Genomic DNA, 23,557 nt, shown 5'->3' with positions numbered 1-23,557 from the left:
GCATGTGCGGCGTCCGGACGCAGCGGCTATCGGAGCGCTCCAGATATCAGATACCTCAACTATCGGAACGATTCAGGCCTTGCTGACCTCATCCAAATAGGCCTCGGGGTCGAAGGTCCGGTGCCCGTCGAAACCCTTCACGTTTTCATTCACTTCACCGATACGTGGCCCGGCCAAGCGCTCCACAATCAAGGCTATTGCCCCGTCCCCGGTTACGTTGGTGGCGGTGCCGAAGGAATCAAGGGCCACGTACGTCGCAATCATCAGACCCACGTTGGCATCATTGAATCCGAGCATAGAAGCCAGGATGCCGGTGGCAGCCATAATGGCTCCACCCGGCACGCCAGGGGCGGCGATCATGGTCACACCGAGCATGAAAATGAACCCGACCATCTGCCCCGTACTAACCGGCAAGTGATTGACGGAAATAATTGCCAGGGCAAAGGCGGCGATCTTCGACGTCGATCCGGCCAGGTGAATCGTGGCGCACAGTGGCACGGTGAAATTCGCAACCGGTTGTGACACTCCGTTCTTCCGCGTCTGACGCAGGGTCACCGGAATTGTCGCCGCCGACGACGACGTTCCCAACGCCGTGAAATAGGCCGGCAACATCGTCACCAGTGCCTTCAAAGGGTTCTTCTTCGCGATACCGCCTGCCAGGCAGAACTGGGCCAACAGGATAACTACCTCGAGCAAAAGAACCAGTACCACCACGCGCAGCAGCACGCGGATAATGGACGCCACTGCACCGGCCTCCGTCAGATTGAGGAAGATACCGAAGATATGCAGCGGAAGAAGCGGCACGATCACCTTCGAGATCAGACCGGTGACGATCACGCGAAACTCGAGGAATCCCTTACGCAGCACCCCACGTGGTGCCAAAGACAGGCCGATCCCCAGTACAAAGGCAATCACCAGCGCAGTCATCACGCCGAAAGCCGGTGGAATCTCGATTGTGAAATACCCGGAATAGGCGGTATCTGAGGGGTCCTCCACGGCGGCTAGCCCGCCGGTAGAGAGCAGACTCGGGTACACGGCGGCACACACGGCGTAGGTGAGAAAACCGGCGAAGAGTGTTGAGCCGTAGGCGATCGCAGCTGTCACCGTCAGCCACTTGCCCGCTCCCTTACCCAGGTCGGCGATAGCCGGCACCACCAAGCCCACAATAATCAGTGGAATAGCAAAGTTGAGAAACTGCGCGAAGATATCGCTAAAGGTGAAGAATACTCGCGCCACGGGCAGGGGCAGGAAAAGTCCGAAGGTGACTCCCAGAACAATTGCTCCTAAAACCCAGGGGAGAATACCGGCGCGTTTGAGCGCATTCATACATATCCTTTCTGCTGCGCCGTCGGAGAATTACCGCGACGAGCAAACTGTAGGCGGCGAAACCTATGCGTCAGTTGATACTGATGCGTGCGCGTAGGTTCGTATCGAGCACATCCATGAACTCTTCGGTAGTGAGCCATTCCTGCTCGGCGCCGATAAGCAGCGCGAGATCCTTGGTCATCTTGCCGCTTTCGACGGTTTGTACAATAACGTCTTCCAGTGTGGTGGCGAAGCCGGTGACCTCCGGTGTGCCGTCGAGAACGCCGCGATGCTTCAGTCCGCCTGTCCACGCGTAGATCGAGGCGATCGGGTTGGTAGAGGTCGGCTGCCCTTGCTGGTGTAGGCGGTAGTGGCGGGTCACCGTGCCATGCGCGGCTTCGGCTTCCACCGTCTGACCGTCCGGGGTCATAAGAACGGATGTCATCAGCCCGAGCGAGCCGAAGCCCTGTGCGACGATATCGGATTCGACGTCGCCGTCGTAGTTCTTACATGCCCACAGGTAGCCGCCCTCCCACTTCAAGGCTGAAGCCACCATATCGTCGATGAGTCGATGCTCATAGGTAAGGCCCACGGCGTCGAAACGCTCCTTGTACTCGGTGGCGAACACCTCGGCGAAGATGTCCTTGAAGGCGCCGTCGTACGCCTTGAGTATGGTGTTCTTCGTCGAGAGATAGACGGGATAGTTGCGCTGCAGCGCGTAGTTGAAGGAGGCGCGAGCGAAGTCGCGGATGGACTCATTAAAGTTGTACATCCCCATGGCGATGCCGCCACCTTCTGGCATTCGGCACACCTCCATCTCAATGGGCTCGCCACCGTTGTCGGGAACGTAGGAGATGGTTACGGTGCCGACGCCGGGCACCTTGAAGTCTGCGGCCTTGTACTGGTCGGCATGGGCATGGCGGCCGATGACAATCGGCTTCTTCCAGTGCGGCACAAGGCGCGGCACATTCGACATGATAATGGGCTCGCGGAACACGACTCCGCCGAGGATGTTGCGGATCGTGCCATTCGGGCTTTTCCACATCTTCTTCAGCCCGAACTCCTCCACCCGCGCCTCGTCCGGGGTGATGGTGGCGCATTTGACGCCAACATGATGCTCGGCAATGGCGTGGGCGGCGTCGACGGTCACCTGGTCGTCGGTGGCGTCACGGTTCTGAATGGAAAGATCGTAGCGGCGCAGATCGACATCAAGGTAAGGAAGGATAAGCCGCTCCCGGATATCCTGCCAGATGACCCGCGTCATCTCGTCGCCTTCTAGTTCAACGACGGGACCTGCAACTTTGATCTTTGTCATTGCGTTCTTTCCCTTCTGAATAGTTCTCGCCACCAAGAAGACTACTTGATTCCGGGAGTCGCCGCCTTTTCGTCTCCCGTCGGCCATGACCGTTGCCCGTCTCTCCCGCACTGCGGCACCGTCCGGCACCGCAGTGCCGGTCGATCAGTCCTCCTCCGCCTCCTCTGGCTCCCGCTCGGTCACGCTTACCCGCGCAATGCGTCGTCCCTCCATGCGTGTCACCGTTAGTTGAAGATCGTTCCATGTCACCCGGTCCCCAACTTTCGGCATATGCCCGAGCTGGGCAACGATAAACCCGGCGAGAGTGTCGAAAGGCCCATCCGGCAACTCGCGTCCGAGCGCCTTCAATACCTCCGCTCTGCCAGCCAGTCCGTCGATGAGTTCCGTATCACCACGGCGCACGACGACGGGCGATTCTTTGTCGTACTCGTCGTTGATCTCACCAACGAATTCCTCCACCACGTCTTCCAGGGTGATAATCCCGTCAGTTCCACCGTATTCGTCGACCACAACGGCGAGATGCGCGTGTTTGGCGCGCATCTCAGTCAAGGCATCCAACACTGGTTTTCCGGTGGGGAAAAAGAGAATTTCACGAACGAGGTCGCCAACCGTTTTGACGTGGCTCGCCGGGTGGATGAGATCTCGGATGTGGATAAAGCCGAGCACGTCGTCGTCGGATGTTCCCTGGCGTACCGGATAGCGCGAATGCTCGAGGCTTGAAACCTCAAGCTGCGCTTGTTCAATCGGCATATCAGAGGAGAAGAAGTCCACCTCGGTACGTGGCGTCATGATTTCTTCCACCGTGCGGTCCCCCACGGAAAGCATGTCAACAACCATTTCACGTTCTTCCTCGCCGATGGTTTCTTGGCTGGCGACGAAGGCGCGTAGTTCGCGCACGCCCATTGCCTCCTTCTGGGTTTTCGGATTGCGCCCGAGCAGGCGCAACACCACATTGGTGGAGGCACCGAGGAACCAGATAACCGGGCGCAGCAAGGCGGTGATGGCCGCAAGCGGTCGGGCGGCGACCAGCGCAATGGATTCAGCCGATTGCAGAGCAATACGCTTCGGCGTCAATTCCCCGAAGACGATGGAGAGGTAGGCGATAGCAATCGTGATTAGAACGAAGGAGAGTGTGGACGCGCCCGTGCTGCTCATCCCGGCCCTTTGAAACAGGGGCGCGACTTCCGGCGCGATTTGTGAAGCACCGAAGGAAGCTGAGAAGAACCCGGCGACGGTGACGCCGACCTGCACCGCAGAGAGGAAGCGGTTCGAGTCCGCGGTGAGTCGCTGAATGGTGGCACCCGCGGCACCTTTCTTCGCCATCTCGTCGATTTGGGTCTGGCGCAGCGAGACGAGTGCCATTTCCGAGGCGGAGAACAGCCCGCCAATCAATGTGAAGAGCAGGACGAACAAGACATTTTTCAGGAGTGGGTCCACGTGCCTATTGTCCCTGCCAAACCCCTTGCGCCCAAATACGCTTTATCCCCTCCATACCCTTGCGCTCAAATGCGCTCGGCGCAGAAGGCGTGACAGAGTTAGAACACCTGCGGCGTATTAGCCCACTGAGAAAGAAAAAGCAGCATCCCGGCGGTGAGCATGCAAATGGTGACATCGAAAACGCGACCGCGTACATGCGGAAGCACCCCGCCCGGCAGGGTGGCACGCAGCAAGGCAAAGACGACGAAGCTGGCTGCCATGGCAGTGACGGCGAAGCGCGGTGTCCACACGAAGGCAGTCACGCAGATCCCAATGGTCCACACCACCAGCAAGATGTATGCCAAGGGGGAAACCCGTTCGCCTCTCATGCTCTTTACTTTAGCGCCTGTGCGCTAACACCGCGTGTATGGGGGTGTCGGCAGTGCTGATACGCCAACGACACGGTTCATCGGGGCATGACCGATCTCGCAAGGGTATTGGACGGTGTTGGACGAAGTCCTGCTGGGCGCCGTCGTGCAACATCCCCGACATCCGCTCCTTACTCCGGGTTTTCCACAATCCTCCGCGAAAAACACGGAACTTGGGCGAGAGCCCGGAGAAGTCAGAGGCGCACAGGCATGGTGAGGAACGAACCCACTCAACCCGCAGGTTCAACCGACGCCCAGTTCATGCACGGACCCAACAGGCACCCGGTCAACCGGCAAGCCCAGCCCACACCCGCTCAACCCCGGTTCCAACCGGCCGGACCACGGCGCCCGGGCATATCAGTGCAGGAAGTGCCGACACCCGGTCAGATACATCGTCACGCCCGCCTCCTGCGCGGCGGCAATGACTTCCTCATCGCGAATGGATCCACCCGGCTGCACGACGGCGCGCACCCCGGCCTCCGTTAGGATACGCAGACCGTCAGCAAACGGGAAGAACGCATCCGATGCCGCAACCGATCCGCGCGCCCTTTCGGGCACGGTCTCCTGCCCCGCCGCCCCATCGACCCGCCCGAGCGTGTTAGCGCGCTCGACGGCCAGTCGGCAGGAATCGACCCGATTGACCTGGCCCATTCCCACGCCCACGGTGGCCCCGTCGCGTGCCAGCAAGATGGCATTCGACTTCACTGCCCTGATGGCGCGCCAAGCGAACTCCAGGTCGCGCAGTGCCGCCTCATCGGCGGCCTGCCCGGCCACAAGAGTCCAGTTGCGCGGGTCATCACCGGGTGCGTCAAGAGCATCGCGTTCTTGAACCAGCAGCCCGCCAGAAATCGGCTTGAGATCGAATCTTTCGCTTGCTGGCCCATCCACACGCAAGATACGCAGGTTCTTCTTGCTACGCAGCAGTTCTAACGCCTCCGGGGTGTAGCCGGGGGCGGTGATGACTTCCGTGAAGATCGGCTTAACTTGCTGCGCCATCTCCACGGTCACCTCCCGGTTGGCAGCAATCACGCCGCCGTATGCGGAGACCGGATCGCAGGCATGCGCCTTGCGATGCGCCTCAGCGATATCGCGACCGATGGCCACTCCACAGGGGTTGGTGTGTTTGATGACGGCAACGCATGCCTCGTCATGGTCGTAAGCGGCGCGAAGTGCTGCGTCCGCATCCTGGTAGTTGTTGTAGCTCATCGCCTTGCCGCCGAGCTGTGTGGCACCGGCGAGCCCGGAGCTGCCCCTTTCCGCCACGTACCAACCGGCTCTCTGATGCGGGTTCTCGCCGTATCGCAGCGGTAGAGCTTCGTGCCAGGCTCCGCTGACGAAAGTGGGGTGGTCGCCCCCGAGCAGAGTTTCGCTCATCCATTCGGCGACGGCGGCATCATAGGCGGCGGTGTGGGCGAAGGCCTCAGATGCGAGCTGGCGGCGTTCTTCAGCGGTGAAGCCTCCGGCTTGTGCTGCTGCCGCTACCTCGGGATAGCGTAACGGCTTGACGACGACGGCGACGTTGGCGTGATTCTTTGCTGCCGCCCGTACCATCGCTGGGCCGCCGATGTCGATTTTCTCGATACACTCGTCAATACCTGCTCCCGCAGCAACGGTCTCCTGGAACGGGTACAGGTTGACCACAACGAGGTCGAAAGGTGTTAGTCCCAGTTCTTCCAGCTGATCGCGATGCGCCGGGAGGCGTGGATCGGCGAGAATTCCACCGTGGATGCGCGGGTGCAGTGTTTTGACGCGGCCGTCAAAACACTCCGGGAATCCTGTGACCTGATCGACTGCCGTCACCGGCACCCCGGCGGCAGCGATGGTATCGGCGGTTGAGCCTGTGGAGACGATTTCACAGCCACTGCGGTGAAGGGCCGTGGCCAATTCAGCGATGCCGTTCTTCTCGTAAACGGAAATAAGTGCTCGTGTCAAGGGGGTTCGCATTCCTGCCTCTTTCAATCTTTGGAATGCCCAGGCGCGCGGCTTGTGCGGCGGGTCACTCCCCGGTGGTGACCCACCTTCAACGCCAGTCGCGACCGGCATCAGTCTAGCGTGGGGCACGGCGCGCTCGCCTCGGCGGTCATCGCCTGAGACCACGCCAGCCCGGCGGCGCCGTGCAAAGCTGGGTGATCCGCCCGCCTTCGCCGCTCACGGCCCGGCGTCCCTTGCTTCAGGTGAGAACGTCGGCGTGCCTTCCCTCGATCCACCAACCGCGGCGGGCCATCGCTCCCACGGTTTCCACCAGTTGCGTCCGCTCTACACCCTTGATCCGCTCCAGCAACGAATCCGCGTCGTCGTCCTCTCGCACCGGGCAGGCGATCTGCGCCAGAATCGGGCCGGTATCCACACCTGGATCGACGACGAACAATGTTGCGCCCGTGATCTTGACGCCGTAATCGAGGGCGTCGGCCGGACCGTGCACACCCGGGAACGAAGGCAGGAGCGCGTTGTGGGTATTGATGACTCGCCCAGGAAAGGCCGCCAGGAAGTCTGCGCTGAGGAGTTTGAGGAATCCGGCTAGTACGACGATGTCGGGCGTATAGGCGGCGACGTCGTCTCGCAGAGCAATGTTCCAGTCGTCGCGCGTGGCGTAGTCCGGCAGTCTGCGCACGAAAGTCGGTATTCCGGCCTCTTGTGCAATTTCTAGACCGCGGATATTCTCCCGGTCTGCGCCGACGGCGACGACGTGGGCGCCGTAGCTGCCGTTTTCACACGCGCGTAACAGTGCTTCCAAATTGGAGCCCGTTCCCGAGACCAAGACGACGATTCGGGCGGGGGCTGTTGGGCGGATTTCGGTCCTCACGGCATGAGCCTACCGCGCTTGGGCAGTGACACGCGCGGATGCCCAAGCAACGCAGATGCGCCATCGGCACAGACTCCGTTTAGCCCGGAGAGACCGCTCGCAGCGGTGGCGCCGCATCCTGCGCCGCTCCCCCTTTACTCACCCCACCTTCATCCTGGCCGGTTGCGATCTGCTCCGCCCAGGCGCCTTCTTCCTCGGTTTGCCGCTCTTGCTCAGCTTGCCGCTCTTCCTTCCGCTGTGCCGCGGCCTGCGCACGGCTCGCCCGGAGATCGGAGAGGTGCTGGCGAAGCTGCGCATTGCGTATCGTAAGCCCGAGTAGCAGCCCCCCACCGGCTTCCAGTGCAATGATCGCGCCGAACATCGGCGGAGTCACGCCCATCTCCTGCATGCGCTGCGGTCCGATGCTTCCGCTGGCAAGCACACCGGCAAGGGCAACAGTACACAGGATGATTGCCACGGCAACCCCGCCGTCGGTGACCAAGTCGCGCCAGGTCGCGCAGCTTCCGGCGCGCCACAGTCCTATCCCGAGGCCGATCAGAATCAGGCATGGGATAAGCCACGGCAGCCGGACGTCCAGAGTCGGTAATGCGCCCAGCAGCGGAATTGCGGGCAATGGCTCCGATGCACTTCCGAGGCTGGAAAAACTCGCCCCGCTGCCTACGGCGAAGCCAACGCCGCATGCATAAGCGAGTGACCAGATGGAGATCGTGGGAAGGTAGAACAGTTGCGCCAGGGTAAGAAATACCACCCCTACCGGGCTGAGCGCGTAGTATCCGTAGATGTCCGCAATCCGTGCGGATCCTGCGACGAGTGCCACCACGGCGAGAATAAGTGATGCCGCCGAGAGCAATGCCAGTACCGGCCAGGCCAGCCGCCAGGCTCGGCGTACCAACTCCCACCCCCAGCCGGCAGGCGGAGACTGCCGCCACCAAGTCACCAGCGCTGCCGCACCGGTCACCACAGCAGCGCCGAGCGCACCGATCCATAGATGGGAGTCACGTGCGGTGGCGCCAAGCACTGCGGCAACAATCGCTCCGCTGGCCGCACAGGTTGCGGCTTCTCCCCACCCGAAAACACCGGCAGAACGAGCGAAACGGAAACATAGCCACACGATGAGAAGCGTTAATCCAAGCGGGAAAAGGCTGATATGCGTGCCGGCTACATCCATTGGCGCGCCTAGGCTCATGAGCCAAAGCGACGATCCCAAGCGGGCTGCGTCCTGCCACTGCGTCTCACCCAAAAGCGGTGAGGAGGCGGAGACCGTGTACACGAGAATCGCCAGCGCAACAACACCCACCCAACTGAGCACAAGCGGCTGCAGGGCCGCAAGAGCTGCGGCGAGGTAATGCTGGCGTGTTTCGGTACTCATCGTCACTATCGTTCCCTCTTCAGGGAGCTATCGCACGCTAGACACGCGGTGTGTCTCTCACCGTCCTACCCGCGATCAGCCAGCGGCGACTCAGCGCCGCTGTATCGCAGAGCGCTGCGTGCCATACCCGACTGCCATGACTGACTATCCGACGAGTCCACCTTCGTATGCCATGATCACCAACTGCGCCCGGTCACGCGCTCCCAGGCGTTCAAGCAGGGCACTCATATGGGTTTTCATCGTGGCATGGCTGATATGCAGAGTCTCCTCGATCTCCTGGTTCGAAAGACCGCGCGCCACAAGCCGAAGCACCTCGGTCTGCCGCGGGGTCAACGCGGCGAGCTTAGCCGTACCCACGGCTTCCGGTACGAATCTTTCGATTAGCAGATGCAACGCGGACGGGGAGAGGAGTCGCTGTCCGTCGTGTACGGTACGCACTGCCTGCACAACAGCTGTGGGTGTTGTGTCCTTCAAAAGGAACCCGGCCGCTCCCGCCCGCAACGCCTGATAGACGTAGTCCTCCAACTCGAACATAGTCAGGATAATGACTCGGGTCTCCCGCAGACTAGGATCCTGCGCAATCGCCGCTGTAGCTGCTATGCCGTCCAGACGTGGCATGCGGATATCCATAAGCACAATATCCGGCGCGTGCCGAGTGACGATATCCGCTGCCTCCACGCCATCTGCAGCCTCGCCCACCACTCGAATATGTGAATCAGCGTTCAGAAGGGTCACAAGCGAAGCTCGCAGAAGTTCCTGGTCCTCGGCAATCACCACTGATATTTCCACCGGCATTACACCTTTGCTTGTCACAGTCTCACTCATCACGGGTTCGCTCCTCACAGGTCTGTCTATCACGGGTCTGCTTCTCGCAGGCTCACTCATCACGAGGCCTCCATCGCCACCGGATCGGGAATACGCGCCCACACCGTAAGTCCACTCTGCTCCCGCTGGGTCAGGAAGTCACCACCCAGTGCCTCCACCCGCTCAGCGAGGCCGCGAAGCCCGTGGCCACCGGGCAGTGGCTCGCCCTCAGCACGCCAGGGGCTATCGTCACGTCTTGCACCGTGACCACCGCGTAGTGCCTCGTCCCTTGTGGAACGTTGTGCGAACCGGAAGTCCCGGCTGACAGCACCACACTCCTCATGCTCCTCGCATACCGCACCGCGCCGCACGTCCTCTTCGCCGACGGACTCCCTTGCCTCGCGGTGAGCAGTCGACCGCTGGCCGCCGTCGTCGTGCACTGTAACGGTAATGAATCCTTCCTCCTGCCGCAGTCGCACATCCACCGAAGCTGGGCCAACATGCCGCGCGACATTGCCGAGGGCTTCCTGCACAATCCGATACACCGCCACGGAAACGCCGTCCGAATGCGCATGAACGCCTTCACCGCTGAAGGTCACGCGCAGTCCAGCCTGGCGGGCGCCGGAGACGAGCTCGCTGATGCGTTCGATGCCGGGAAGCGGTGCGAGCGGTGTCTCATCCCCGCGCAATACATGCACCATGCGCCGCATTTCCAGCGTCGTCGCCCGACTAGCCGCCTCCACGTCGGCCAGTGCCGTGACGAGCGCGGCCGGATCGCCAGCACAACAACAGCACCGAGCATGCTACGCGAAGAAGGACGACGCATACTGCGCGAAGATGGACCACGGGTCATACATGCACCCTACCCGCCACGCCAGCGGGCGTGTATCAGCCCTAGGGCTGATACCTCTGAGCTGATGGATAGCCGGAATTTCGGATCAGCGGCCGATGTCGCGCGGGTCCGCGCCCGGCGAAGATAACCGCATGAGCAATACAGATGGCCCAAGCGGCAGCGCCGATGCGCGCCCAGATACAGCAAACTCGCGCCCAGATACGCTAGAAACCGCAGATACGCGCGCGGAAGAGCCACGCTCCGCCACAATCGCAATCAGCCACCTCAGCAAAACATTTGGCCGCCGCTCCGTGCTACGCGATATCAGTTTTTCCGCCCAGCCTGGCCGGGTGACGGGCTTCGTGGGTCCTAACGGCGCCGGCAAGTCAACAACGCTGCGTATCTTGCTCGGGCTCGAACGCGCAGATCGAGGCCAGGCAACTATTCTGGGAAGGCCGTATCGCCAGCTGCACGCACCGGCACATACGGTGGGCGCGATGTTGGACGGTAGCGGAGCACATCCGTCACGAACGGCACGTGGTCATCTCGCCTGGATTGCAGCCGCCGGTGGAATTCCCCGCTCCCGCATCGCCGAGTGCCTAGAGGAAACCGGACTGACCGGAGCGGCCCGGCAGCGAACCCGGGAGTTCTCGCTCGGCATGGGCCAACGCTTGGGGATTGCCTCAGCTCTCATAGGTGATCCGGACATTCTCATCCTCGACGAGCCGGTTAACGGCCTTGACCCGGAAGGCATTCGCTGGATACGCAACCTTCTGCGACGGCGAGCCGACGCCGGTGGCACTGTGTTGCTTTCCAGTCACCTCATGGGCGAACTCGCCGAGATCGCCGACGACGTCGTCGTCATCTCTGCCGGACAAATCGTTGCCGCAGGTCCTCTCGCCGAGGTTACGGCCGGTTACCGCAACCTCGAAGAGGCTTTCTTCACTCTCACCGGCGGTGCGCAATGACGATTGTACGAACACTGCATGCCGAGGCCCGCAAGTTGCTGACACTGCCCGCGGCCTGGGTGGCGACGGCGCTGACCGTCGCGGTACCCGCGCTTCTGACATGGGTGAATGCTAATACCGTCCGCCGCGCCTTGGAGACGGAGAACGTTGACAATTTGGTATCCACATCGACGGCCGATCTGGGCCTCACCGAGCTGTTCATTGGCGCAATCGGCCCGATTATTGCCGGCGTCGTCATTATGTCCAGTGAATACACGCGCACCGCGCAGACGCTCGGACACACTCGCCAGATCTCCACCACCATGGTGGCAATCCCCCGCCGCTACCTTCTACTGACCTGAAAAATCACCGTTCTGGCCGCGTGGCTCGCCGCGCTGGCAGCTGTGGTGATACCTGCAGTTCTCGCGTTGTCACGGCACCTGCTCGGACCCTACGCCGAGGAAGTAGACGCCATGTCTACTCGCATACTTGGAGTTCTTGCTTATTGGGCCGTGCTGGCGTTGATCGCCTTCACACTCACGGTGCTACTACGCAGTGGCGTTATTCCACTTGCGCTGCTACTAGTCAACAGCTCCCTCGTCTCTTTGAGCCTCCTCCTGGCAAATCTGACCGACGCCGTCCGTTTCCTCCCGGATCTTCTGGCACGTTCGATTGTGTTTTCCGGCGAACAGTTTCGAGATCTCGATAATGGCCTGCCCATAGCAGATCTGCACCCCCTCGATCCTGCCACCGCCTGGACGGCCATAGGAGTATGGGCGGCGGTTTCCCTGGTCTCCGCCTTGATCTGCTTCGGAAGGAGAGACGCGTGAGCGGTCGATTGAGCCCCACGACGACGCCCGGAAAACGCCTGTGACCGGGTCTTTGCGCCGCTCCTTGCAGGCGGAAGCGGTGAAAGTATCCACCCTGCCCTCGCTGTGGTTGGCCGCGCTTGCCACAGTTGCCCTCGAAAGCATAGTCGCCAAAGCATTGGATGGCACTAACTCCGGCGTGAGCGATGCCCAAGTTCTACACTCCGCCACCGCGTACGCGCTTATCGGCATAATCGTTCTCGCTGTGCTAGCCGCGACTAGCGAGTTTGCCGGGCACCAGGTTGAGCGCAGCCTTCTTGCCGTGCCACGCCGTACTCCCTTCATAGCCACGAAGATGGCAGTTTTCAGCGGAGGCTTCCTCGCTACTGCGCTCCTCGCCAGTTTCGCCGGGGTTCTTGCCTTGACCCCCGGAGAGCTCGCACTGTGGCGTACCGGCTTAGCGTGTGCTGTATTCCTGACGACGATGGCTATGTTCTGCGCGGGTGTCGCCTTCTTTGTGCGCGACGTCGTCGCCGCGCTCGCGATCTGCCTCGTGGGCCTGCTCGTTTTGCCACTTGTACTGCGCTCCTTACCAGGAAGCGAGTGGCTGCCAAGCGAACTGGGTCAGCACCTTGTTGATCTCGCCTTGCGGACGGCGAGCAGTGGGCCCCACCCGCTCGCCGCCGCTGCGGCACTACTGGCGTGGGTGGCCACCGCGTGGGTGCTGGGGATCGCTCGACTTCTCAACGGGCCGCTCCGCTAGTGGCTCCGCCGCTACCGCACACATCAGGCAATACCACTCGGGACCGAAAACCGCGCTCCCATACGGGACAACGCGCGAGGTTCACGGCATAAGGCCCGTCAGGAGTGAAGAAGCTCCCGCACCACACGCGCCGCCTCGCTTGGGGTCTGTCCCACGTGAGCGCCCGCGGCCTCCAATGCGCGCTTCTTGCTCTCAGCTGTACCCGTCTTACCAGACACAATGGCGCCGGCATGCCCCATCGTTTTGCCCTCGGGAGCGGTGACGCCGGCAACATAGGCAACAACGGGCTTGGTGACGTGCTCTTTGATGAACGACGCCGCCTGCTCCTCGGCGTCGCCGCCGATCTCGCCGATCATGAGGATGAGTTTCGTCGCCGGATCCTCCTCGAATGCAGCCAGCGTATTGATGAACGTCGTCCCTATCACCGGGTCTCCGCCAATGCCGATACACGTGGAGAACCCGAGATCGGAGAGTTCATCCATCATCTGATAGGTCAGTGTTCCCGACCTGGAGACAAGGCCGACGGGACCGGCTCTCGTGATATCGGCCGGGATTATCCCGGCATTGCTGGAACCAGGAGTGATAATGCCCGGGCAGTTCGGGCCAATAACAGTCGTGCCGCACGCTCGCGCGTAGGCGATGAACTCGACACTGTCCGCTACAGGAACGCCGTCGGTTATAACCACGACGAGTCGAATACCGGCCGCAACCGCTTCCATAACGGCCCTCTTGGTTGCAGGCGGAGGAACGAAGACGACGGACACATCCGCCTCGGTTATTGCCCGCGCTTCACCCACGGTGCCGTATACGGGTACGGTCATACTCCCGGGATATACATGACTGGGTGCTCCCGAACACGGTCGCACCTCGAAGTCCACCGTTTTACCTGCCTTGCGTGGATTCACCCCGCCGACAATCCGTGTTCCAGATGCCAGCATACGGCGAGTGTGCTGCATTCCTTGCGAGCCGGTCATCCCCTGCACGATAACCTTCGAATTTGCGTTGAGAAGTATTGCCATCTGATGCCCCTTTTAATCTTGTCCAGCCCGGTTGCTATCCGAGAATCCGGGAGTGATTGCTCCGTTGGCTACCGCTTGCGCGTCGCCTGGTGCACGCATGTCACTCATCTGCTGCCTGCGCATTTCCCGACGCCCCTGCGCCACCCGTTGCCTGCACGTTGGCTGGCCGACGGGTCGCACCCGTTATCTCTGCGCGGTGCGTCAAAGCATTCTTTTCCAGTTCCCGCTGTGCAAGCGCAACGGCTTGTTTCGCTCCGTCGTCCATCGCATCTGCCGCGGTGATATTCGCCTGCCCAGATTCTCGTAGGATTCGGCGTCCTGCAGCTACAGCGTTACCCGCCAAACGAACGACAACCGGCTTATTTGCAGCGTCCCCCAGCAAGTCCAATGCGGAAACAATTCCCGCAGCCACCTCATCGCAGGCCGTAATACCACCAAAGACATTGACAAAAACCGACTGCACGGAGGGGTCTGCGAGGATGATCTCGAGTCCATCGCGCATCACTGCGGCAGATGCTCCTCCCCCGATGTCGAGGAAGTTGGCCGGGGCGATACCGGAGTGTTTTCCGGCATGGGCCACGGCGTCGAGAGTGGCCATAACGAGCCCAGCACCGTTCCCGACCACGCCCACGCTACCCTGCAGCCTGACGTAGTGCAGGCCGCAGGCCGCGGCATGTTTCTCAAAGGGGTCCCTTGGCGCGTTGTCAGTCAGAGCTTCCCACTCCGGATGCCGGAAGCGGGCATTGTCATCCAAAGTCATCTTGGCGTCGAGCGCCATGATCTCGCCGTCCGCCAGTACGGCTAACGGATTGACTTCGACCAGTGTCGCGTCTTCGTCTAGCAAAGCTCGCCAGAGATTCACGAGAATCGGGATGACTTTCTTAGCCACTCCACCAGGCAGCCCAGCGCGTGCGGTAATATCGCGCGCCACCGCCTCGGTGATGCCAATGTGTAGGTCGATATCCTGGCGAATCATGCCGTGTTGCGTGCTCGCAAGGCGTTCCACATCCACCCCGCCTGCGGCGGAGCAGAGCGCCACATAGCCACGGGTAGCACGATCAAGCATAATCGCAACATAGTATTCGGTAGCCACCCGTTCGGCTTTCGCAACAAGGAGACGGGATACCGGATGATCGTTAATGCTCTGGCCGAGCATTGCGTTGGCCGCAGCCGCAGCATCTTGGCAACCGTTGACCACTCTGATCCCGCCTGCTTTGCCGCGTCCGCCGGTTTTCACCTGTGCCTTGATGACAACCGGCGTTCCAAGTAGCTGTGTCGCCTCGGCCGCTTCCTCTGGGGTATCGGCCAGAAGAGCAGGAGGCACCGGTATACCATGAGCTTCAAAGATCGCTCGCGCCTGGTACTCGTAGAGATCCACCCCATGTCCTTTCGTCTGAACCTACAGTTAGGTTACCGGCTAAGTAAGGAGGAGGGAACCGGGTTCACCCGGCGCATAAGCCGCCGCTTTGTCCCGGATTCTTTCAGGGTCACGCGGTAAGAGATGTCGATTTACCCTCCCTTAGCACCGGAGTGCGGGACGCTCAGCCGTGGGAAGTACACGCGGCGTATCCGTTGCCGCAGTGCTCGCTATCCCCGCAAAGGCCTGTGATTATTACGGCGACGACCTCGACCGTTATCAATGAGCTTGCTCTCTGGGCGCACAGATGTACACAGCACGTACCGTGACTGGTGTCAGGTTGGTCTGTCCCCGTCCAATTAGATCTTCTCCAGCGGAGCGAAACGCAGCATGAGCCGCTTTGTTGCACCGGAGCGGAAGTTTACCTTGGCGACGGTTGACTTTCCGCTGCCTTCGAATGACACGATCCGGCCGGCGCCAAAGCTCTTATGCCGTACGTCATCACCAACAGCCAGACCATGCGTGTCGGCGCCACCGCTTCCCGCGCTGCTTCCTGCAGAGTCCTCGGCATCCGGGCCGTCCGCCAACACCGCCGTACCCGCCTTCTCCGTGCTTGCCTCACGTAGGCCGAGTTTGCCCGGCACAAATCCTTTCCCCGCACCGAACACGGGACCGTCGTCGTCGAAACGCGATTCGTAACTGGCACCGCCACTCCCACGGCGCCCGTAGTTTTCACCCCAGGTATCCGCGCCTCGCCACGACGAACGAAGAATGTCCTGACTGGACTGCTCGCGCCGCCAGTCCACCAGCTCAGGCGGAATCTCCTCCAGGAAGCGCGACGGCGGGAACTCCTGCGGAGCACCCCAGGCCGCTCGCGTAGCCGCGCGGGTCAGATATAGGCGCTGCCGTGCACGCGTGAGTGCCACATATGCCAGGCGCCGCTCCTCGGCAAGCTCCGCTGGGTCATCCATGGAGCGCATGTGCGGGAATGTACCATCCTCCAGACCGGTCACAAACACCGCCGGGAACTCCAGCCCTTTCGCCGTATGCACGGTCATCAGTGTCGTTTCACCCTCGCCGTACTCCCCGTCCGCCAACTGGTCCGAATCAGATACCAAGGAGATCTGGTCCAGCCACTGCTCCAGGGTCCCCTCCGGGTCGGCGGTCCGAAACTCCGCGGCAACCGAATGTAACTCCGCCAGGTTCTCCAGGCGTGACTCATCCTGCGGATCATCGGAGGACCGCAGCATTTTCAGATACCCCGCCTCATCCAGGACTTCGTCGAGGATATCGGCAGGCGCCTCCCCCTCCGCAGCCATCGCGCGTCCCTTTTCAAGCACGGCCACGAAATTGCTAATCGACGAGCGCGCGCGTGCGGTCAGACCGGAAACCTCGCCCCGGGCATCCGGGTGGGCAACATCTTCCAGCGCGGCTCCGAACGAGATACCGAAACGCGCCGCGTGAGAGGCAACGGCCTCCTCGGCCCGATCACCAAGTCCACGTTTGGGCATATTGAGAACCCGCCGCAGGGAAACGGTGTCATCCGGGTTAACCACGGCATGTAGATAGGCCAACGCGTCCTTAATCTCACGCCGCTCATAAAAGCGCGTTCCGCCGATCACCCGGTACGGAATGCCCGAGCGCACGAACATCTCCTCAACGGCACGCGCCTGCGCATTGGTTCGGTAGAACACCGCTACGTCTCCGTAGCGGTAGCCAGCGGTCTCCCGCAGGCGATCAATCTCTTCGACGACGAAATTCGCCTCGTCGGCTTCCGAGTCGGCCACATAACCGACCAACTTCTCACCGTCACCCTGATCGGTCCACAGATTCTTAGCACGTCGGTGCTGGTTATGGGAGATCACCGCATTGGCCGCCGAGAGAATCGACTGTGTGGAGCGATAGTTCTGCTCAAGCAGGATCGTCGTCGCGCGAGGAAAATCGTCCTCGAAATCCTCGATATTGCGGATCGTGGCACCGCGGAAGGCGTAGATCGACTGGTCGGCGTCGCCAACCACGGTCAGTTCGCCGTGCACAGGGTCATCCTCGGTACCGGTCAAGGTACGGATAAGAACGTACTGGGCGTGATTGGTGTCCTGATACTCGTCCACGAGGATATGCCGGAAACGACGCCGATAATGCTCGGCCAGGTCCGGGCGAGTCTGGAGTAGTTCCACCGTGGACATGATGAGATCGTCAAAGTCCATGGCGTTGGCTTGTCTAAGCCGCTGCTGATAGCCGGCATACGCCTGCGCAAGCACTTGACCGGCCTGATCGCTGGCACGGTCCGCCGCCTGTTGCGGGGTGGTGAGCTCATTTTTCAGATCTGAGACCTGGCGTGCGAGCTTTTTCGGGGGAAAAGCGCGATGATCAATGCCTTCTTCTCGGCACACCATATTCATGAGCCGCTGTGAATCGGCAGCGTCGTAAATGGTGAAGGTGGAGCGCATGCCGAGTGCGGCGTGTTCCGCTCGCAGGATCCGCACGCATGCAGAATGGAAGGTCGAAATCCACATGGCACGCGAAAGGCCCCCGAGCATAGTCTCCAAACGTTCCCGCATCTCCTTGGCCGCCTTGTTGGTGAAGGTGATGGCGAGCACCTGACCGGGTAGTGCGCGGCCGGAGGCAATGAGGTAGGCAATGCGCGAAGTGAGAACGCGTGTTTTCCCCGATCCGGCTCCGGCGACGACGAGCAGCGGACCACCCGCGTGTTCAACGGCCTCCCGCTGGCGCGGATTCAAACCGGAGAGGATTCCCGCCATACGTGCCCTCGCCGCCGGGGAAATAGCCGCACCTGCCGCAGAGGTGGAGCCTTCCGCCGGGGCGCTCGGAGCCTCCGCCGCGCCATTGGCGGTTATCCCCGAAGAGGCAGAAGATGGTGACGTGTCACCATCGGTGCCGACTGCGAGCGGATCGTCGCCGTCAGACCCGGCCTGATAGCGGGCGATGCGCGCCCGCAGGCGCTCCATCGAATCCAAGTAGGCGTCACGTGATGCAGAATTAGTCGAGCTCATACAGGAACAAGCCTACGCCACCCGCGCCTCCCGTCCTCATTTCCCACACGAGATCTCCGGTGGCTGTGCTGAGTGCGGCTACCGCTCCCCTGCTCCTCTCACCAAGACGAGATCCCCAATGCGCAAGGTGAAGAAGTTGGCTCACGCTAACTGCTCCTCGTACCCACGCGAAAGTCTCATACCCCGCGAGTTCTCCACGTGACGTCTCGATCCTCCTCGCACCCGCGCGAGGGCCAATGTCACATTGCCTCTCTTTAGGTACTGGCAGGGCTCCTCCTCGCACCCGCGCGAGGGTCTCTCCTCCCACCACCTCGTACCATCCGCACCAGGCCCTCATTCTCACCTCTCCCCATCCGTACCAGGCCCTCGTGCTCACCTCTCCCCATCGTGCCCGAGGCGTTCGCACATCCCCTGTGTATATCCTTACGCGTCCCGTTTCCGCCGTCGATCCACACGCGGTTTCACCGCGATACACCACACCTGGAGCGGGAGTCTCTGCACGGAACAGGGGTCTGACCAGCGAAAAGACAGAATTTCAGGGTGCATTCCGCCGCCTACCTCGCGGAAGACGCATATCATAGAGGTGAAACTTATTTGCGATTCCTCGGAACATCGGATTAGGAGGCATCTATGTGCACAGGAGTCAGGTTTACGGATGGCGAAGGCCACATGTACTTTGGCCGGAACCTCGACTGGAGCTGCGGCTATGGCGAACAGGTGCTAATCACCCCGCGGGGGTATACCCCAGTTTCTCCCTTCGCAGCCGTCCCCGCCATTGCGTACGGGATTATCGGCATGGGCATTGTGCAGGAGGGTGTTCCGCTCTACTTCGACTGTGGCAATGAAGCAGGACTGGCCGTGGCGGGCCTCAACTTCCCGGGATACGCCGCTTACGAGCCCAGCCCAGTGGAGGGAAGGATCAACGTCACGGCCTACGAGTTCCCGCTGTGGGTCGCCGCCTGTTTCGCCTCAGTAGACGAGGTCGAGGAGGCACTGCGCAGCGTTGCGATCATCGACCGTCCTGTCAACAACCTCTATCCGTCGTCGCTACTTCACTGGATCATCGGTGATGGCACGCGCAGCATCGTTGTGGAGTACACAATCGCTGGCATGGAGGTATTCGACGACGATGTCGACGTCCTCACCAACCAACCTGGATTCGCCTGGCATGCCGAGAATCTACGCAACTACCTCAACCTGACGCCCGAGGTCCCCGCTACGGCACAGTGGTCACGCGCTGAACTTGCCGCCTACGGTTCCGGCGGGGGTATGCGTGGACTTCCAGGCGATTACTACTCTCCCTCGCGTTTCGTGCGTGCGGCATATCTCAATGCGCACTATCCCACGAAGAACGGCGAGGAGGAGAATGTGAGCAGATTGTTCCACACGCTTGGTGGTGTTGCGATGATCGAAGGAGCTGCACGCATGAGCAACGGTGATTTCGAAAAGACAGTGTACACCAGCGGCTTCTCCGCTCGTACGAAAACCTACTACTGGTCGAACTACGACAACCCGGAGATCAGCTCGGCCCGCCTCTGCGATTTTGACCTGGACGCAACAAATCTCATCACGGCCTAGTTCAAGGCACGCACAACTGAGCAGAATAGTCATCTTGTAGCAAGCGACCGGCGCGGTGCAACAATGGATCGGCGCGGTCGGAGCGAAAGCAGCGGCCGCACCGTCCACACTGTGGCCAAAGATGCGTCACGCAATCCACCCTCCCTAATGTGCAAAGGGTCCGCCGTGGACGGCGCCTCTTACCCGGGGTTGCCTCTTCGCCAGGGAGGTTCTCATGCGAAAAATGCTGACCAGCTTGCCATTCATTCTTCTCGTTGCCGTTATCATCGGCATCCTCGTTGGCCTCGTCGCCACCGAACCCGTGATGAATGCGGTTGTCACCATCCAGTATGTGCTCAACCAGCTCATCATGTTTTGCGTGCCGCTTATCATCATCGGCTTTATCGCTCCGTCGATCACGCGACTTGGGTCCAACGTGTCCCGCATCCTGAGCGTGGGAGTGCTTATCGCCTACCTCTCCTCCATTGGCGCAGCATTCTTCTCGACGGCGGCCGGATATCTCATTGTGCCGCGACTGTCCATTGCTTCCACTGCCGACGATCTGCGCGAGTTACCCGAGGTTGTCTTCCAGTTGGACATCCCGCAGGTGATGAGCGTGATGAGCGCACTTGTTCTGGCAATCCTCCTGGGGCTTGCCGCAGTTTGGACAAAGGCAAAGACCTTCATCCGTTTGCTTGACGAGTTCCAGCGAATGGTACTGGTGATTGTCACCAAGATCGTCATCCCACTTCTGCCTGTATACATCGCGGCAACATTCTGCGGTCTGTCCTACGAGGGCAGCATTACACGGCAGCTGCCCGTCTTCCTCGTCGTTGTTGTCATTGTTATCGCCGGTCATTACATCTGGCTTGCGGTACTTTATGGCATTGCGGGAGCTTATTCGGGAAAGAATCCGCTGCAGGTCTTGCGGCATTGGGGCCCCGCCTACCTCACAGCCATCGGGACCATGTCCTCCAGTGCGACCCTGGCGGTGTCTCTTCAATGCGCGGGAAAGGCCAAACCGCTGCGCCGCGACATGGTCAGCTTCGGTATCCCGCTGTTTGCCAACATCCATTTGTGTGGGTCCGTGCTTACCGAAGTTTTCTTCGTCATGACGATCTCACAGATGCTCTACGGCACGCTGCCCAGCCTGTCCACCATGATTCTCTTCTGCCTCCTGCTCGGGATTTTCGCGGTTGGAGCGCCCGGCGTGCCGGGAGGCACCGTAATGGCGTCTCTTGGACTGATAACAGGAATTATCGGCTTCGACACAACCGGTACTTCGCTCATCCTGACCATCTTCGCCCTGCAGGATAGTTTCGGCACCGCGTGCAATATCACTGGCGACGGTGCCTTGACCCTGTTTATGACTGGTTACGTGGAGCGGAAGAAGATACCGGAAATGACCGAGTCCGTCGATATCTTCAGCGACAAGGCACTCAACACCACCGCAGGAGGGAGCGAATTAGCGCGCTGTTGATGAACATTGTCGTTCCACGCCTCTTCTGGCAGGCAACCAGCAGCACCTTCTTTGAAGTATCAGAACTCATGCGACACGCTGCTGCACTCTGCTGTATACAGATGCGCCTCGTGGAAATCAGGGGTACTCGGCACCGGCACTCTGCTGTATACAGATGTGCCTCGTGCTGCGAACGACAGTACCGGTAGTGCGAAGAGGGCGCCGGTGTTTCCCGCACTACGAGCACCGAGTTCAGCACTGTTTTCTGCTCTATGACCAGATGTATGGCAGTACTCCCAACCCGAAGATGTCACCCATTGAGTGGGCAAGGAAGAACGGGAGCAGATTCTTGTCCTTTGAATAGCGATACGCCAGGAACATGAAACTTCCGAGCACTAAGCCAATTCCCAACGCAGAAATCGTCCCTTGATAGGTGTGGAATCCAACGCGTACCAGCAGCGAAAACGGGAATACCCACTTAAGATGCTTGGGCGCCACCGCGAGGCATATTCCCAGGAAGTACAGTTCCTCGCACATGCCGTTGAAAAGGCCATAGATGACCCTCGACACAGTCTCCTCGTTGAAAGATGCTCCAATCGGGCCAGGGAACGGAAGTTTCTCAGCCAGCGGCGCGGTGAGCAGAAAGTACATGTCATAGAGCAGCGCTCCCCCCAAAAAGAGTAAACAAGCGAACAGAGGCGTCGTCCAGGTGAAACGAACGTTCCAGGTGCGGAAGTCAAAACGCCGCAAATAGAGGTACAGCATAGCGATGAGGAAGAGTCCAAATTCCCGTGCCAGTGCCCCGTAATTGGCCTCCACAGAAAAAACTACTTCCCCGTCTTCGGTGATCGTCATCGGCTCCGTATTGCCGGGCTCTTCGGGAACCGTAGGTCCGAGTACTACCGGTTCTTCCGGCGCCGTCGGCTCACGAAAATACGCCACGTACATCATCGTAGATTCGATGATGCTCCGTCCCCAGAGGATCACGGTCAAGGCTTGTACATCGAACCATCGCAGAGTTCCCGTCTTTCTGCGACTCCTCCAACTCTCTATCACGACTTTGGCTCTCCTTCACCTCGTCTGATCGTCACGCGGCGCGGCTACGTACTGAAGAATCAACACGCCGCACATTAGCAGAGATAGCGGGAATGGCGCCATAAGACGCGAGCACATGCTGACGCAGACGGTGACGATCGGACAATCCCTTGCCATCGCACCACCTTCGTATCACGGCATAGCGATTCTATTCTCAACGAAAGAGGAGCTCGACCGGCGGTCTACGAGGAGTACACAGTCCACTGGCAGCGCGGTAAGGTCGGTGGCGAGCACCGCTGCACACCACCAACCGCCTGCAGTGACCCCCTTGCATAATTCGCCAGCGCACGAAAGCAAGACCGGTACAGGACTACAAACCTGCGCGCTTCAACTCGGCTGCGATGGCCTCGCCGGATGCGTGTGCTCTGATCCAGATACCACGATGCCACTCTCCGGCTCCCGCCAGCGACGACAACGTTGATACGGACCGTGTGATTGAGCTACCGCCCGACGTACAAAACGGCACGACGGTCTTGCCTGCCCAGTTGACACTCTCAACAAACGTGCGCAGTGGTGCAGCTGCGTCGCCCCACCATATCGGGTATCCGAGGAACACGATGTCGTAGCCGCTCACATTCGGAATGTCGGCTGCCAACGCGGGCCTTGCCTGCGGGTCGAATGACTCGCGATTGGCGCGGCAATCGTCCACCGTGTAGTTCAGATCGGCGTCCGAGTAGTGCTCGGCCGGTTCGATTTCTTCCGCCTCTACGCCGAACTCACCGGCCAGCCGCTGGGCAATTTCGCGTGTGTGCCCCTTGCCGGAGAAGAAAACGACAGCTGTTTTCGCGGACGAGTTCTGGATGGTCATGCTTTATTTGTCCTTTTCATAGTGGGCCTGCGGCCGAGATTCTTTCCGTCGTCGACAACCGCTACTCTCTTCACAGCGTGACGGGAATATGCCCGCAACGCGCATCTCCGCTGACTGCTCCGAAGCCGTTCGTGCAACCGTGTGGTTGGGAAAGCGTGCGGACACAGGATCCGTGTCTGCCTCCTGCAGTCCTGTCCACGCATGGCGCGAAAGCCCACAACCTGTGAGGCGGCCAACGGCCCTTGGCCGGACAACAATCTCTCGGATCACACCCCTCAGATAGAGTTGTCTCGCCAGGTTATTCACTGCCCGTGCGCCTATCGCCCTTTGCGGCCAATCAGCACGCTCGGCCAGTAGCCACTGGGCACTCCTCTAGCCACCGGGCATTCACTCACTCTCCTGCGGCCAGTCACTTTACCGACGAGGTTCAGCACGATGCGCTTATCAGCCTTTTCGC

At 60.6% G+C, this 23,557-nt stretch carries 20 protein-coding genes and 1 riboswitch; of the genes, 6 read left to right on the top strand and 14 right to left on the bottom strand.

Going from position 1 to position 23,557, the window contains the following annotated elements:
- Positions 1-72: 72 nt before the first annotated feature.
- The 9 genes from EKN07_RS00575 to EKN07_RS00535 form a co-directional block, all read right to left on the bottom strand.
- Positions 73-1,326 (bottom strand): dicarboxylate/amino acid:cation symporter, encoded by a 1,254-nt coding sequence (locus EKN07_RS00575; RefSeq protein WP_126145406.1) that lies wholly within the window; start codon positions 1,324-1,326, stop codon positions 73-75.
- Positions 1,327-1,396: 70 nt separating this feature from the next.
- The gene (locus tag EKN07_RS00570; RefSeq protein ID WP_126145405.1) at positions 1,397-2,620 is read right to left on the bottom strand and encodes an NADP-dependent isocitrate dehydrogenase; all 1,224 of its coding nucleotides are present in this window, start codon (positions 2,618-2,620) and stop codon (positions 1,397-1,399) included.
- A 144-nt stretch (positions 2,621-2,764) separates the two neighbouring features.
- A complete protein-coding gene (locus EKN07_RS00565) occupies positions 2,765-4,057 on the bottom strand; it encodes a hemolysin family protein (protein WP_126145404.1) in 1,293 nt (430 codons plus the stop codon).
- A gap of 98 nt (positions 4,058-4,155) precedes the next feature.
- Entirely contained in the window at positions 4,156-4,425 is a 270-nt protein-coding gene (locus tag EKN07_RS00560; protein ID WP_126145403.1) for a DUF3017 domain-containing protein, read from the bottom strand.
- A 396-nt stretch (positions 4,426-4,821) separates the two neighbouring features.
- Positions 4,822-6,408: a bifunctional phosphoribosylaminoimidazolecarboxamide formyltransferase/IMP cyclohydrolase gene (purH, locus tag EKN07_RS00555; protein WP_108715346.1), complete on the bottom strand. Its 1,587-nt coding sequence runs from the start codon at positions 6,406-6,408 to the stop codon at positions 4,822-4,824.
- A gap of 18 nt (positions 6,409-6,426) precedes the next feature.
- Positions 6,427-6,508: riboswitch (ZMP/ZTP riboswitch) on the bottom strand.
- A 126-nt stretch (positions 6,509-6,634) separates the two neighbouring features.
- A complete protein-coding gene (gene purN / locus EKN07_RS00550) occupies positions 6,635-7,267 on the bottom strand; it encodes a phosphoribosylglycinamide formyltransferase (RefSeq protein ID WP_240611420.1) in 633 nt (210 codons plus the stop codon).
- 79 nt (positions 7,268-7,346) lie between these two features.
- Entirely contained in the window at positions 7,347-8,636 is a 1,290-nt protein-coding gene (locus EKN07_RS00545; RefSeq protein ID WP_108715345.1) for a DUF6350 family protein, read from the bottom strand.
- A 144-nt stretch (positions 8,637-8,780) separates the two neighbouring features.
- Positions 8,781-9,461 (bottom strand): response regulator transcription factor, encoded by a 681-nt coding sequence (locus tag EKN07_RS00540; RefSeq protein ID WP_205647363.1) that lies wholly within the window; start codon positions 9,459-9,461, stop codon positions 8,781-8,783.
- Positions 9,462-9,520: 59 nt separating this feature from the next.
- Positions 9,521-10,183, bottom strand: coding sequence for an ATP-binding protein (locus EKN07_RS00535; RefSeq protein ID WP_126145402.1), 663 nt, complete (start codon positions 10,181-10,183; stop codon positions 9,521-9,523).
- A gap of 241 nt (positions 10,184-10,424) precedes the next feature.
- On the opposite strand from EKN07_RS00535, the gene EKN07_RS00530 reads away from it, so the two are divergent.
- The 4 genes from EKN07_RS00530 to EKN07_RS00515 all read left to right on the top strand — a co-directional run bounded on the left by EKN07_RS00530 (position 10,425) and on the right by EKN07_RS00515 (position 12,791).
- Complete coding sequence (locus EKN07_RS00530) at positions 10,425-11,240, top strand: ATP-binding cassette domain-containing protein (RefSeq protein ID WP_108716644.1); 816 nt, start codon at positions 10,425-10,427, stop codon at positions 11,238-11,240.
- Complete coding sequence (locus EKN07_RS00525; RefSeq protein ID WP_108715343.1) at positions 11,237-11,581, top strand: hypothetical protein; 345 nt, start codon at positions 11,237-11,239, stop codon at positions 11,579-11,581. The genes EKN07_RS00530 and EKN07_RS00525 overlap by 4 nt, the downstream gene beginning before the upstream one ends.
- 111 nt (positions 11,582-11,692) lie before the next feature.
- Positions 11,693-12,049 carry a hypothetical protein gene (locus tag EKN07_RS00520; RefSeq protein ID WP_108715342.1) on the top strand — a complete coding sequence of 119 codons (357 nt, stop codon included), beginning with the start codon at positions 11,693-11,695 and terminating at the stop codon, positions 12,047-12,049.
- A 40-nt stretch (positions 12,050-12,089) separates the two neighbouring features.
- A complete protein-coding gene (locus tag EKN07_RS00515; protein ID WP_126145401.1) occupies positions 12,090-12,791 on the top strand; it encodes a hypothetical protein in 702 nt (233 codons plus the stop codon).
- A gap of 98 nt (positions 12,792-12,889) precedes the next feature.
- On the opposite strand, the gene sucD is transcribed toward EKN07_RS00515, so the two are convergent.
- From sucD to EKN07_RS00500, 3 genes are all read right to left on the bottom strand, one after another.
- Positions 12,890-13,810: a succinate--CoA ligase subunit alpha gene (gene sucD, locus EKN07_RS00510; RefSeq protein ID WP_126145400.1), complete on the bottom strand. Its 921-nt coding sequence runs from the start codon at positions 13,808-13,810 to the stop codon at positions 12,890-12,892.
- Positions 13,811-13,910: 100 nt separating this feature from the next.
- Positions 13,911-15,188, bottom strand: coding sequence for an ADP-forming succinate--CoA ligase subunit beta (gene sucC, locus EKN07_RS00505; protein ID WP_126145399.1), 1,278 nt, complete (start codon positions 15,186-15,188; stop codon positions 13,911-13,913).
- Positions 15,189-15,526: 338 nt separating this feature from the next.
- Entirely contained in the window at positions 15,527-18,181 is a 2,655-nt protein-coding gene (locus EKN07_RS00500; protein WP_126145398.1) for a UvrD-helicase domain-containing protein, read from the bottom strand.
- Positions 18,182-18,811: 630 nt separating this feature from the next.
- Between EKN07_RS00500 and bsh the strand changes: the two genes are divergently transcribed.
- Together bsh and EKN07_RS00490 are read left to right on the top strand one after the other, a co-directional pair.
- Positions 18,812-19,759 carry a choloylglycine hydrolase gene (gene bsh / locus EKN07_RS00495; RefSeq protein ID WP_126145397.1) on the top strand — a complete coding sequence of 316 codons (948 nt, stop codon included), beginning with the start codon at positions 18,812-18,814 and terminating at the stop codon, positions 19,757-19,759.
- 214 nt (positions 19,760-19,973) lie between these two features.
- On the top strand, positions 19,974-21,218 hold the full coding sequence (locus EKN07_RS00490) for a dicarboxylate/amino acid:cation symporter (protein ID WP_108715339.1): 1,245 nt from the start codon (positions 19,974-19,976) through the stop codon (positions 21,216-21,218).
- A gap of 249 nt (positions 21,219-21,467) precedes the next feature.
- Here the strand turns inward: EKN07_RS00490 and EKN07_RS00485 are convergent, their stop codons facing one another.
- Positions 21,468-22,139 (bottom strand): CPBP family glutamic-type intramembrane protease, encoded by a 672-nt coding sequence (locus tag EKN07_RS00485; RefSeq protein ID WP_126145396.1) that lies wholly within the window; start codon positions 22,137-22,139, stop codon positions 21,468-21,470.
- Between the two features lie 463 nt (positions 22,140-22,602).
- Positions 22,603-23,100, bottom strand: a complete 498-nt coding sequence (locus EKN07_RS00480; RefSeq protein ID WP_126145395.1) for a flavodoxin — start codon at positions 23,098-23,100, stop codon at positions 22,603-22,605.
- Positions 23,101-23,557 lie beyond the last annotated feature (457 nt).

The organism is Actinobaculum sp. 352 (assembly GCF_003957265.1).
GTDB lineage: Bacteria > Actinomycetota > Actinomycetes > Actinomycetales > Actinomycetaceae > Asp313.
This window is presented reverse-complemented; position numbering and strand designations above follow the sequence as displayed.